The following is a 13,272-nucleotide window of genomic DNA, read 5'->3' on the forward strand; positions in this document are numbered from 1 at the left end:
ATGGCAAAAAGAGGAGGATTCCCAGGAGGCGGGATGCCGGGAAATATGGCAAATCTGATGAAACAGGCACAGAAGATGCAGCGTCAGATGGAAGAACAGGCAAAGGAAATGGAGACGAAAGAATTCAGTGCAACTGCAGGCGGCGGTGCTGTTGAAGTAACTGTATCCGGAAGCAAGAAGATATTAAAAGTAAAACTGGATGAAGAAGTAGTAGATCCGGATGATGTAGAGATGCTGGAAGATCTGCTTGTGGCAGCAGTCAATGAAGCACTGGAGAAAGTAGACGCAGAGACAACTTCTGCAATGTCTAAGTTTACCGGCGGCATGGGCGGCGGAATGCCGGGATTATTCTAAGAGAAGATCCGGAAAGAATGATTCTTACAGGGAGTTAAAAATTATGGATTATTACAGTAATCAGATGAGCAAATTGATTGAGGAACTGTCATGCCTTCCGGGAATCGGAGCAAAATCTGCGGCAAGACTTGCGTTCCATCTGATTCATATGCCGGTTGATGATGTAAAAAGACTGGCTTCTACGATGGTGGAAGCCAGAGAGAATATAAAATATTGCAAAGAATGTTATACACTTACCGATCAGGAACTGTGCCCGATCTGCAGTAACAGTAACCGTGATCATCAGACGATCATGGTGGTTGAGAATACAAGAGATCTTGCGGCATATGAAAAGACAGGGAAATATAATGGTGTGTATCATGTGCTTCATGGTGCAATCTCTCCGATGCTTGGGATAGGTCCGGAAGATATCAAATTAAAGGAACTGATCGGGCGTCTGCAGGGAGATGTAAAAGAAGTGATCATTGCAACGAATTCGAGTCTGGAAGGTGAGACTACAGCGATGTATATCAGTAAGCTGATCAAACCGACGGGAATTAAAGTAAGCAGAATTGCAAGCGGTGTTCCGGTCGGAGGAGATCTGGAGTATATCGATGAAGTGACGCTTCTCCGGGCACTTGAAGGAAGGACAGAACTGTAGAGCGTTTGTCCCCGCCAGAGGTGAGAGAATGAAGAAAAAGGTTACGTCAACAGATATTGCCCATGCTGCCGGAGTATCACAATCTACGGTTTCTATGATCCTGAACAAAAAATATGATGTGTCATTTGCCAAAGAGACTGTGGAAAAAGTAGAAAATGCTGCCAAAGAGCTGGGATACGTCCCGCCGAAAAGGAAAACGAGAAAGGGGACAAAAAGAGAGAAACTTCTGGTTGTGTTCTGCCCCAATCTGACGAATCCGTATTATGTTATGCTGCTGCAGGGAATCGAGGCGCATGCAAAAGAAAAAGGATTTGGTCTTTTTGTATGTAATACACAGAGAGATCTCCGGATGGAAGAACGTTATCTGAAAATGATGTGGCAGTTACGGCCGCTGGGGATTATCTACACCTGCAATCCGAGCCATTGCTTTATGGATCTGGTGGGAGAGATTGCAGAACAGATACCGGTTGCGATCGTAAATAACCAGAATGAAAAGATGAATGTAGATGCAGTGGAACTTGATAATTCAAAACTTGGAAGAGTGATGGCGAAGCATCTGCTGGAATTAGGTCACAGAAAGGTTGCATATATAGCACCGCCATTGACAGCAAGACAGAAACAACGTTCAAAACGGGTGGAAGGTTTTCTGAAAGAGTATGAAAAAGCCGGTCTGCGAGACCAGGTGATCATCAAGGCGGCAAAAGAAGAGATTGATCTTGATGTGGCACATATTGATTCCGAATATAAGATCGGATATGAACTGACGAAAGAGTTGTTGAATGAAACGACAGATGTGACAGCAATTGTCGGATTAAATGACATGATTGCATTTGGAGTCATGGATGCACTTCATGAGGCAAAGATAAAAGTGCCGGCCGATGTGTCCGTGATGGGATGTGATAACACACTGTTTGCCAGAATGCATAACATGAATCTGACGACGATCGAGCATTTTGTGACTTTTAAAGGAAGGGATGCATGTGATATTATAATGAAGAAGATAGCATCACATCATTCAGCGAATATGGAAACAGCACCGATCAGTACCTATCATGTGGAATATGAACCGCAGCTGATCGTCCGTGGAACAACAACGTATGCAAAAAATTCACGAAAAAAGAAAAATTAATTCTTTTGCGAAAATTATTATTAATAATTACTTAATTTTACAAACTGAAAATACATGTTAGATGTTAATGCCCCTTATAAATGCGTGAAAATCGATAATAAAAAGAAAAAATCAAAAATAATGTTAACATTTCCATCAAAAATTTAAAAAAGTTTGATTAATAATTTAAAAATATTAATAAAGAAAATTATTAATAAAAAGTCATGGCTATTGACCGGAGTTCCATGAATAGAGTATAATTTATATCAAACGATAACAAGGGAATGGTGAACAGATTTCACCGCTTTTAAGGAGGAAAACAACATGAAATTTTTCATTGACACAGCGAACGTAGAGGATATTAAGAAAGCAAATGATATGGGAGTTATCTGCGGGGTAACAACAAACCCATCTCTGATCGCAAAAGAAGGTAAAGTATTTGAAGAAGTTATCGCTGAGATCGCATCTATCGTAGACGGACCTATCAGTGGAGAAGTAAAAGCTACAACAACAGATGCAGAAGGCATGATCGCAGAAGGAAGAGAGATCGCTAAGATCCATCCGAATATGGTAGTTAAGATTCCTATGACTGTAGAAGGATTAAAGGCAGTTAAAGTACTTGCAGCAGAAGGTATCAAGACAAACGTAACTCTGATCTTCAATGCAAACCAGGCACTTCTTGCAGCAAGAGCAGGCGCTTCATTCGTATCACCATTCCTGGGACGTCTGGATGATATTTCTACAAGAGGAGTAGATCTGATCTCAGAGATCGCACAGATCTTCGAAGTTGCAGGAATCGATACAGAGATCATTGCGGCAAGCGTACGTAACCCGATCCATGTAACAGACTGTGCATTGGCAGGTGCCGATATCGCGACTGTACCTTACAAAGTAATCGAGCAGATGACACATCATCCATTAACAGATGCAGGAATCGAGAAATTCCAGGCTGATTACAAAGCAGTATTCGGAGAATAAGAATAAGTAAAGCTATCATATATAATGATTCAGGAGGAACAACATGAACAAATTAGAGCTTATGAAGACAGCCAACGAAGTCCGCAAGGGCATCGTTACTGCAGTTCACAGTGCAAAATCCGGACATCCGGGTGGATCACTGTCAGCAGCAGACATTTATACATATCTGTATTTTGAAGAGATGAATATCGATCCTAAGGATCCTAAGAAAGCAGACCGTGACCGTTTTGTATTATCAAAAGGACACACAGCACCGGGATATTATTCAACACTGGCACACAGAGGATTCTTCCCGGTTGAAGATCTGACAACTCTTCGTAAAGTTGGATCATACCTTCAGGGACATCCGGATATGAAACACATCCCAGGTGTTGATATGTCAAGTGGATCTCTTGGACAGGGCATCTCAGCTGCAGTAGGAATGGCTATTTCAGCTAAGCTTTCAGATGATGATTACAGAGTATACACACTTCTCGGAGATGGTGAGATCCAGGAGGGACAGGTCTGGGAAGCTTCTATGTTAGCGGGACACAGAAAGCTGGACAACCTGGTAGTGATCGTTGATAATAACAACCTTCAGATCGATGGAAAGATTACAGACGTTAACTCTCCATATCCGATCGACAAGAAATTCGAGGCATTTAACTTCCATGTGATCAATATTGATGGAAATGATTTTGACCAGATCGAGGCAGCTTTCAAAGAGGCTCGCAAGACAAAGGGAATGCCGACTGCAATTATTGCAAAGACAATCAAAGGAAAAGGAGTTTCCTTCATGGAAGACCAGGCCGGATGGCATGGAAAAGCTCCTAATGATGAGCAGTATGCACAGGCAATGGAAGAATTAGAGAAAGCAGGTGAAGCATTATGTCAGAAGTAAAGAAAATCGCAACAAGAGAAAGCTACGGTAATGCTTTGGTAGAATTAGGAAAAGAACATGAAGATCTGGTAGTGTTAGACGCTGACCTTGCAGAAGCTACCAAGACGGGAATGTTCAAAAAAGCTTTCCCGGAACGTCACATTGACTGTGGAATCGCTGAGTGTAACATGATCGGAGTTGCAGCAGGTATCGCTGCCACAGGAAAAGTTCCGTTTGCAAGTTCATTTGCTATGTTTGCAGCAGGACGTGCATTTGAGCAGGTTCGCAACTCAGTCGGATATCCAAAATTAAACGTTAAGATCGGTGCTACACATGCCGGAATCTCTGTTGGAGAAGACGGTGCTACACATCAGTGTAACGAAGATATTGCTCTTATGAGAACAATTCCTGGAATGATCGTGATCAATCCTTCTGATGATGTAGAAGCAAAAGCAGCTGTAAAAGCAGCTTATGAGCACGTAGGTCCTGTATATCTCCGCTTCGGAAGACTTGCAGTTCCGGTTATCAATGATAATGCAGAATACAAATTCGAGATTGGTAAAGCCATCACACTTCGTGAAGGTACTGATGTAACAATCATCGCAACAGGTCTTGAGGTATCTGAATCCCTCGCAGCAGCAGAGAAGCTCGCAGCAGACGGAATCAGTGCAGAAGTGATTAATATGCACACGATCAAACCGTTGGATGAAGCAGCGGTTGTTGCAGCAGCAGCTAAGACAGGAAAGATCGTAACAGTTGAAGAACACTCTGTTATCGGCGGACTTGGAAGTGCTGTATGTGATGTAGTTGCAGAGAAAGCACCGGCTAAAGTAATGAAGATTGGTGTAAATGATACATTTGGTGAGTCTGGTCCGGCTGTAGAACTGATTAAGAAATACGGTCTTGACGCAGATAGCATTTATGCAAAAGTAAAAGCATTCGTAAAATAATAATATAGAACGGATAGTCAGAGGCTGTCGCTTTAACGAAAGAGATTTCGTTGGGCGGCAGCTTTTTTGCGGTAAGCGATTAAAAACGGTCAGATTCACTCTTTGTTTGTGCAAAATCAACCAAAAACAGTCAAAATATTTGTGAACTAATGTGATTGAAAATGACTGGATTTGACGATATAATGAACTCAACAAGTTGAAAGGAGTAAGAAATATGATTTATACAGTTACGTTTAATCCATCGTTGGATTACATCGTTTCAGTGGACGATTTTAAACTCGGACTTACAAACCGTACAAGCTCAGAACTCATGCTTCCGGGTGGAAAAGGGATTAATGTTTCTATCGTGCTTAAGAATCTTGGAATCCAAAGTACGGCACTTGGATTTATGGCCGGATTTACGGGAAAAGAAATTGCAAGACGATTGGAAGAAGAAGGTGTAGCATCTGATTTCATTCAGATTGAAGAAGGAATATCAAGAATTAATTTGAAACTGAAATCCATCGACGGAACAGAAATTAATGGAAGCGGTCCAAAGATTCCGAAAGAGAAAGTAGAAGAATTGATGAAGCGTCTGAATACGATGAAAGAAGGCGATGTCTTATTCCTTGCAGGAAGTATCCCGGCATCTATGCCAGACGATATCTATAGCAGAATCATGAAAGAGTTGAAAGATAAAGGCATCATGATCGTTGTGGATGCAACAAGAGATCTTCTTATGAATGTACTGGAGTATCGTCCGTTTCTGATAAAACCAAATAATCATGAGCTTGGTGAGATCTTCGAAGTGACACTTAAGACGAGAGAGGACGTCATTCCTTATGGAAGAAAGCTTCAGGAAAAAGGAGCCAGAAATGTACTGATCTCGATGGCGGGAGAAGGCGCGGTGCTGATTGCGGAAAATGGAGAAGTATATAGTTCGCCGGCGCCGAAAGGAACATTGGTTAATGGTGTAGGAGCCGGAGATTCCATGGTGGCAGGTTTCATGACAGGCTGGATGGAAAAGCAGGATTATGAGCATGCTTTCCGTATGGGAGTCGCAACGGGAAGCGCAAGTGCATTTTCCGAATATCTGGCAACCAGACCGGAAGTAGAAGAAGTATATAAACAGCTGGTGTAAGACATAAAAGAGAAAAGTGTTGCAAAGAAAACGATTTATCAACAGGAGGGAAAATTATATGAGAATCACAGATTTGCTGGATGCAAGAAGTATTCTTTTGAATGCATCGCCAAAGAGCAAAAACGAAGCACTCGACCAGATCGTTGATCTCATGGTAAAGAGCGAAAAGATCAATGATAAAGAAGCATATAGAAAGCAGGTATATGCAAGAGAAGAAGAAAGTACGACAGGAATCGGAGAAGGAATCGCCATTCCGCATGGAAAATGCGATGCGGTAACAAAACCGGGACTGGCAGCAATGGTAGTTAAGGATGGCGTGGATTTTGATTCGCTGGATGGGGAGCCTGTTACACTGATGTTCCTGATCGCAGCGCCGAATACGGAAGACAATATCCATCTGGATGTATTGAGTAAGTTATCTGTTCTTCTGATGAATGAAGAATTTACAGAGGCTTTGAGAAATGCGGAGACAGTAGAAGAATTTATGGGGATCATCAATGATGCCGATGAAAAAGAAGCAGGAATTGATGAAAGACTTGCGGGAGAAGGAATGGCAGCAGAAGAAGAGACCAGAGGAAAGGTTAAGATTCTTGCAGTCACATCCTGCCCGACCGGAATTGCACATACGTATATGGCGGCTGAAGGAATTGAAAAAGCTGCAAAAGCAAAAGACTGTGCAGTAAAAGTGGAGACAAGAGGTTCCGGCGGAGCGAAAAATGTACTGACTTCAAAAGAAATCGAAGAAGCAGACGGAATTATCGTAGCTGCAGATGCACAGGTTCCGATGGATCGTTTTGACGGAAAGAAAGTCATTGTCTGCCAGGTGTCTGATGGTATCAGTAAAGCAGGTGAACTGGTTGACCGTGTGATCAGCGGGGATGTTCCGGTATATCATGCGGCAAATGGAACAGAAGTACAGGAAAGTAAAGGTGGAAGATCATCCGGCAGCGTCGGACATCAGATTTACACACAGTTGATGAATGGTGTATCCCATATGCTTCCGTTCGTAGTCGGCGGTGGTATTCTGATCGCACTGGCATTTTTGATCGACGGACTTTGCGTAGATATGAATGCATTGGCAAAAGCAGATAGAGCTAACTTTGGTACTATTACACCGGTAGCGGCGCAGCTTAAGACGATCGGCGGACTTGCATTTGGATTGATGCTTCCGGTACTTGCGGGATATATAGGTGAAGCAATCGGCGACAGACCGGCACTTGCGGTTGGATTTGTAGGCGGAGTTATCGCAGCAAACGGAAAATCCGGATTCCTCGGAGCGCTGGTAGCTGGTTTTGTGTCCGGATATCTGATTCTTCTTCTTAGAAAACTGTGTGACAAGCTTCCGGATGCACTGGAAAAGATTGCACCGGTTCTGATCTATCCGGTAGCCGGAATTCTTGGAATCGGCCTTCTTATGAACTTTGCGATTGAGCCGGTCATGGGAGCGATCAATACTGCACTGAACAACGGACTGACCGGAATGGGTGGCTCAAGCAAGCTTGTGCTTGGTCTGATCCTTGGCGGAATGATGGCGATTGATATGGGAGGCCCGTTCAATAAGGCGGCATATGTGTTCGGTACAGCCGCAATCGCAGCAGGAAATTATGATATCATGGCAGCTGTTATGATCGGAGGAATGACCCCTCCATGTGCAATTGCACTTGCAACATTATTATTTAAAGACAAATTTACAAAATCAGAAAGAGAAGCAGGACCGACAAACTTCATTATGGGACTCGCATTTATTACCGAAGGAGCGATTCCATATGCGGCAGCAGATCCGCTTCACGTACTGCCGGCCTGCATTGTCGGTTCTGCGGCAGCCGGAGCACTGTCTATGGCATTTGGATGTACACTGATGGCACCGCACGGTGGAATCTTCGTATTCCCTGTAGTGGGAAATGCAATCATGTATCTGGTGGCACTGGTAGCAGGAACTGTAATTTCAGCGGTATTACTCGGAGTACTCAAAAAGAAAATTATATAAAAATAATAGTAAAATACAGGTTTGTCCGCAGAGATGTTGACAGACCTGTAAAAAATGAATAGAATGAAAATCACCAAATGTAATATTCTATGGAGGTATGAAGAATGAAAGAATTTAAGTATGTAATCACAGATAACGAAGGAATCCACGCTCGTCCGGCAGGAGAACTGGTGAAACTTGCAAAATCTTTCGAATCATCAGTGATGATCGAAAAAGAAGGAAAGAAAGCTGACTGCAAGAAGATCTTCGGCCTTATGGGACTTGGTGCTAAGAAAGACCATGAAGTAACATTTACATTTGAAGGTGCTGATGAAGAAGCGGCTTGCGAAGCAGTAAGCAAATTCATGCAGGAGAACCTGTAGGAGGACATATGCTTACAGAACAGCGTTATGAACAGATATTGAAGCTTCTTGAAAAAGAAGGCAGTATTACCGTGACAGAAGTTAAAGAACTTTTGGATACATCGGAATCGACCGTGCGCAGAGATATCACAGCACTTCATAATGCGGGAAAACTGGTGAAAGTGTTCGGAGGTGCGGTCGCATTAGATCACGTGGTAACACCGCAGGAGCCGACAGTGGCTCAGAAAATAACTGTTCATGTATCGGAAAAACGGCAGATTGCAGAATATGCCGCAAGATTGATCGGACAAGGTGAATATATATATCTTGATGCAGGAACCACAACCGGATATATGCTGGAATTTCTGCGGGATAAAGATGTAACTGTTGTGACGAATGCGGTAGTGCATGCTCAGCAATTGGCAAAGTCCGGAGTGAAAGTACGACTGGTTGGAGGAGAACTGAAAAGTTCCACGGAAGCGGTTGTCGGAAGTGAGGCAATGGAGACGATTAGAAAGTATCATTTTACCAAGGGATTCTTTGGTACCAATGGTGTGACTAAGAAAACAGGGTTCACGACACCGGATGCGAGTGAAGCAATGGTCAAAAAGATTGCGATGGAACAGTGCCAGGAAAAATATGTATTATGTGACGAGTCTAAGTTCGGTGAGGTGAGTTCTGTAACGTTTGCTCCGTTTGCAGGCGCAAAAATCGTTACAGATCAGATGCCGGAAGGATACCGGGACTGTGGAAATATTATAGTCATATCATAAGAACAGAATATAATAAGATAGGGATTCCTGAATGATTTATTCGGGAATCTCTTTTTATGTACCAAAATCTGAAAGAAAAGCTGCCTGAAATCCCGGAAGTGTGTCGGGAAATAAAAAATTGTATCGGAAAATTCCATGGACAGGTCCCATTAACTGATAAAATACGCATATTTTGTATGATATCATAGGCAAAAATATATAAGACGAGGTGATTGTGTCATGGAAAGACAACTTCCAAAAAACGTAAGACAGATAGGAAATGTAAGTGACAATCCAAAGATATATGTAGAAGATTATGTAGATACATATCTGAACCAATTAAGAGAAAAAGCGAAAGAACAGCCGGTTGGAGTGATTTTGGTGGGAGAAGTGCTGGAACTGGAAGACGAAAAGGCTGTATTTGTGTCAGGAGCCGTACAGATGCAAGAATTATCGGAAAAGGATGGTAAACTTGAAATCGGACAAGATGGAATGAAACATATGATGGAAGAAGCAGCGCAGTATTTTCCGGAAAGTCATATTGTCGGATGGGGAATTGTTGAAGAAGGCAATCCGATGAGCCGCAACCGGGAAGTGAAGAAAATACAGGAAAGAGAATTTGGGCAGGAAGGAAGTCTGTTCCTGTGGAAAAACGCAAGAGAGCAGGACGAGATATTTTATGCGTACAAATTTGGTGAACTGATGCAGATCGGAGGGCATTACATTTATTATGAAAAGAATCCTGAGATGCAGAACTATATGATCAATACACGCAAGGAGAATGGAGTAACCCCCAGTGAAGTGGTTGAGGATCGAGCTGCAAAGAATTTTCGTAGTGCAGTGAGAGAAAAGATGGAATATAAAGAGCAGCATCAGAGTTCGGCATTTGCCTATATTACGAGTGCAGTGCTTGTGCTGATCGTATTGGTGATTGGGATCACAACGGTTAATAATTTTGATAAAATGAAAGCGGTACAGAATTCTCTGGAAACACTTTCGGAAACAGTCGGTGTCGGACAGGCTGATGCAAAGACAAGGACCGAAACCGCTGAAACGGCGAAAAACAATGCAAAAGAAGCGTCTGGAACGGTAAAGAAAGCAGAAGGGACAACGACATCAGAAACATCGGACGGACAACTCTCCGATCAGGATTTTTATGTAGTACAGAAAGGCGAAACGCTTGCGGGAATCAGTCAGAAATTATATGGAGATACGTCTCATGTGAAGGCAATCTGCAAAATGAATGGGCTGTCTGACGGCAACCTGATCTATATAGGACAAAAATTATTACTCCCATAAATGTGAAATGTGGTATACTAGGGTACACAGTATCAGAAGAAACGTTGAAAGGATGACCGACGGATGGAACGCAGGAAGAACCGCAATCTCCATGTTGTGAGAGAGCCGGAAGATCCCACGGATAAGATCATAGATGAGATTATGGATGAACTGAACAGTGAAGATGGGATGCCGGAGAAAGAAGTCCGGGAAGAGTTGATGAAAAGGAAAAAAAAGAAACAGAAAAAGATGATGGTTGGTATTGCGATAGTGGCTGCAGTGGGTGTGTTGATATATCTGCTGATCAATCTACAGACATATACCAAGGTCCGGATCAGTGATACCTATGTTGGTGAGAGTGCATCGGACAATAATTATGTACAGTTTTCGGACGGTGTATTGAAATATAGTAAAGATGGTATTTCGTATCTGAGTCAGACCGGAAAAGAGAAGTGGAATCAATCCTATCAGATAAAGAATCCAATGATAGATATTACAGAAAAGTCGGCAGCGGTTGCGGACAAAGAAGGCAATGATATTCTGGTTTTTCAGGAAGATGGACTGAAAGGTGAAGTGCATACGACGATGCCGATTGAAAAAGTCAGTGTATCGGAACAGGGAATTGTAAGTGCAATATTAAAAAGTGATACAGCAATGAAAGTAATCTGTTATGATACGGCAGGAAACATATTGGTAGAGCATAAGACCTCACTTGCAGGAAACGGATATCCGGTGGATGTGGCTCTGTCTGTAAATGGTCAGATGATGCAGGTGCTGTATCTTTATACGCAGGATGGCCGGATCGAGGGCAGATTACATTACTATAACTTTGGGGATGAAGGAAAAGATAAGACAGATCATCAGGTTACTAAAAAGAACTACAAGAACACAATTATGGCATCCGGATTTTTTATGGATGAGAATACATCGGCGGCAATCGGTGACAATGCTATGGTGATCTATACCGGAAAAGACATTCCGAAACAAGCTGTAAAGATAACCATGGATAAGGAGATAAAAAGTGTATTTCATAATGAGAAATATATCGGTCTGATCCTAAAGAATCACGGAAAGAGTGGTTATGAGCTCAGGTTATACAATAAGACCGGAAAAGTCGTGCTGTCGAAAGAATTCACCGGTGATTATAATCATGTGAAATTATGTGATGATCAGGTGATCATGTATGATGGAAAAACATGCAGTATATTTATGAAAAATGGTGTACAGAAGTTCAAAGGCAGGATGGATAATAACATACAGGAAATATTCCCGGTTGGAGGGGTGAACCAGTATATTGTGTTGAGTGCGAATGGAATGGAAAAAATCCGTCTTGTAAAATAAGGAGAAAGTATGCAGATGAATTGGCTGGAAATATCCATAGGGATCGTGTTTCTGATCTGTATCATAACGGGACTGGTCAGAGGTGCAATCCGGATTATGGTATCGTTGATCGCAACAATTGTCACGTTTGTGATTGTTTTCTTTGCAACGCCGTATGTGTCTCAGGCAGTAGAGAAATATACGCCGCTGGATGATATGATAAAGCAGAAAGTAGTCAGTACGATGGCAGATGCGGCGACTTCGGCAATTACCGGAGGAGGCACTGTATCCGGACAAGGACTGAATGAAGCAGCGGTAAAGAAGGCTTTGAAGGCAGCAGGTGTCAGTGAAGAGATGTTGAACCGGTATGGAATCTCGGTTTCAGATATTGTAAATGGAAAGATCGACAGTTCTGATCTTGCAAAGTATGGAATCTCTGCAAATGTGCTGGATGGTCTTACCGGTGGAAGTGGCAGCAGCGTAGAAAATGTTATAGAAAATGCAGACATACCAGAAAGTCTGCAGGAGACAATGATTAAGTCTGCAGATATACCGGAGGTATTCAAGAATCTGTTGCTTAAAAACAATAATAAAGAAATGTATGATGAATTGGGCGTTACAACATTTCCGCAATATATAGGGGCCTATGTTGCCAGACTGGTGATCAATATTATAGCATTCATACTTACGTTTATTGTGGTGACGGTAATTATAAGAGCCGTTGTGTTTGCCCTGGATATTGTATCAGAACTACCGGTAATCGGTTTCTTTAATCATCTGGCAGGTGGTGCACTTGGAATCGGAATTGCACTTATCATTGTGTGGATCCTGTTTATGATTGTGACATTAATGTATACGACGGCTGTCGGAAAAGAAATCTATGAAATGGTACAGAACAATTCCATTCTGAAATTGATATATGATTGCAATCCGATCATGCGGCTGGCAGTGAAATTGATTTAATATGGATATAGCTTTTTGTCTGTATGGGAAATGAGATCAGGGAGAATATTCCTGGTCTTATTTTTTTTGAATTGTCATGTCTGCAGAGATAATCTTCTTGTAAATATGTCTATAGAAGGATGGAGAATAGAAGTTAAATTGTCTGAATTGTCTAAATTGAAGAAAATATAAAAACAATGTTGACAATTCAAACGCCCTTGTGGTATATTAATCTGGCTGTCGCGTTAGACAAGGCCGTGAGGTAACAGAGTCGAAGCAGAAGACGGCGGGAACTGATTACGGAAAAGCAGAGAATGCCGGATCATAATCAGAAATCTTCGGGAATTGTTCCTGAAAAAAAGAATAAAATAACAGTTGACAAACACAACTGCTTGTGATATTCTTAATAAGCTGTCGCTTGAGACAAACAAATGTTTGAAAAAGAGATGGCAGACGGACAGCTGAAAAGCTGGTCGAAAAAAGATTAAAAAAGTTCTTGACAAACGTCAATGAATATGATAATCTAAATAAGCTGTTTCAAACAGCAAAGACAACGAACCTTGATAATTAAACAATAGACAACAACCCTGAAAATTCTAAAGAGAATTATTCAGAACAGACATTTAATGTCGAACCTTAAAAC

13 protein-coding genes are annotated in these 13,272 nt (G+C 42.0%); all 13 read left to right on the forward strand.

The features are described 5' to 3' along the window. The gene (locus tag NKF87_RS00530; RefSeq protein WP_006427477.1) at window positions 1-354 is read left to right on the forward strand and encodes a YbaB/EbfC family nucleoid-associated protein; all 354 of its coding nucleotides are present in this window, start codon (window positions 1-3) and stop codon (window positions 352-354) included. Window positions 355-397: 43 nt separating this feature from the next. After that, on the forward strand, window positions 398-994 hold the full coding sequence (gene recR, locus NKF87_RS00535) for a recombination mediator RecR (RefSeq protein WP_028087642.1): 597 nt from the start codon (window positions 398-400) through the stop codon (window positions 992-994). Between the two features lie 28 nt (window positions 995-1,022). Continuing rightward, a complete protein-coding gene (locus NKF87_RS00540; protein WP_118225333.1) occupies window positions 1,023-2,123 on the forward strand; it encodes a LacI family DNA-binding transcriptional regulator in 1,101 nt (366 codons plus the stop codon). Between the two features lie 303 nt (window positions 2,124-2,426). Then, entirely contained in the window at window positions 2,427-3,080 is a 654-nt protein-coding gene (fsa, locus tag NKF87_RS00545; protein WP_028087640.1) for a fructose-6-phosphate aldolase, read from the forward strand. Window positions 3,081-3,123: 43 nt separating this feature from the next. Continuing rightward, on the forward strand, window positions 3,124-3,960 hold the full coding sequence (locus NKF87_RS00550) for a transketolase (RefSeq protein WP_055284710.1): 837 nt from the start codon (window positions 3,124-3,126) through the stop codon (window positions 3,958-3,960). Further along, entirely contained in the window at window positions 3,948-4,889 is a 942-nt protein-coding gene (locus NKF87_RS00555; RefSeq protein WP_055284708.1) for a transketolase family protein, read from the forward strand. The genes NKF87_RS00550 and NKF87_RS00555 overlap by 13 nt, the downstream gene beginning before the upstream one ends. Window positions 4,890-5,103: 214 nt before the next feature. Beyond that, entirely contained in the window at window positions 5,104-6,009 is a 906-nt protein-coding gene (pfkB, locus tag NKF87_RS00560; protein ID WP_055284706.1) for a 1-phosphofructokinase, read from the forward strand. Between the two features lie 58 nt (window positions 6,010-6,067). Continuing rightward, on the forward strand, window positions 6,068-7,996 hold the full coding sequence (locus tag NKF87_RS00565; RefSeq protein WP_253583809.1) for a PTS fructose transporter subunit IIABC: 1,929 nt from the start codon (window positions 6,068-6,070) through the stop codon (window positions 7,994-7,996). 104 nt (window positions 7,997-8,100) lie between these two features. After that, window positions 8,101-8,358, forward strand: coding sequence for an HPr family phosphocarrier protein (locus NKF87_RS00570; protein WP_028087635.1), 258 nt, complete (start codon window positions 8,101-8,103; stop codon window positions 8,356-8,358). Window positions 8,359-8,366: 8 nt separating this feature from the next. Then, window positions 8,367-9,110, forward strand: a complete 744-nt coding sequence (locus NKF87_RS00575; protein ID WP_055284702.1) for a DeoR/GlpR family DNA-binding transcription regulator — start codon at window positions 8,367-8,369, stop codon at window positions 9,108-9,110. 219 nt (window positions 9,111-9,329) lie between these two features. Further along, a complete protein-coding gene (locus tag NKF87_RS00580; protein ID WP_173791700.1) occupies window positions 9,330-10,388 on the forward strand; it encodes a LysM peptidoglycan-binding domain-containing protein in 1,059 nt (352 codons plus the stop codon). Window positions 10,389-10,451: 63 nt separating this feature from the next. Then, entirely contained in the window at window positions 10,452-11,708 is a 1,257-nt protein-coding gene (locus tag NKF87_RS00585; protein WP_226851824.1) for a DUF5711 family protein, read from the forward strand. 9 nt (window positions 11,709-11,717) lie between these two features. After that, window positions 11,718-12,650 carry a CvpA family protein gene (locus NKF87_RS00590; protein ID WP_226851825.1) on the forward strand — a complete coding sequence of 311 codons (933 nt, stop codon included), beginning with the start codon at window positions 11,718-11,720 and terminating at the stop codon, window positions 12,648-12,650. The last annotated feature ends 622 nt before the right edge of the window (window positions 12,651-13,272 follow it).

This window comes from Dorea longicatena (assembly GCF_024168045.1).
GTDB lineage: Bacteria > Bacillota > Clostridia > Lachnospirales > Lachnospiraceae > Dorea_A.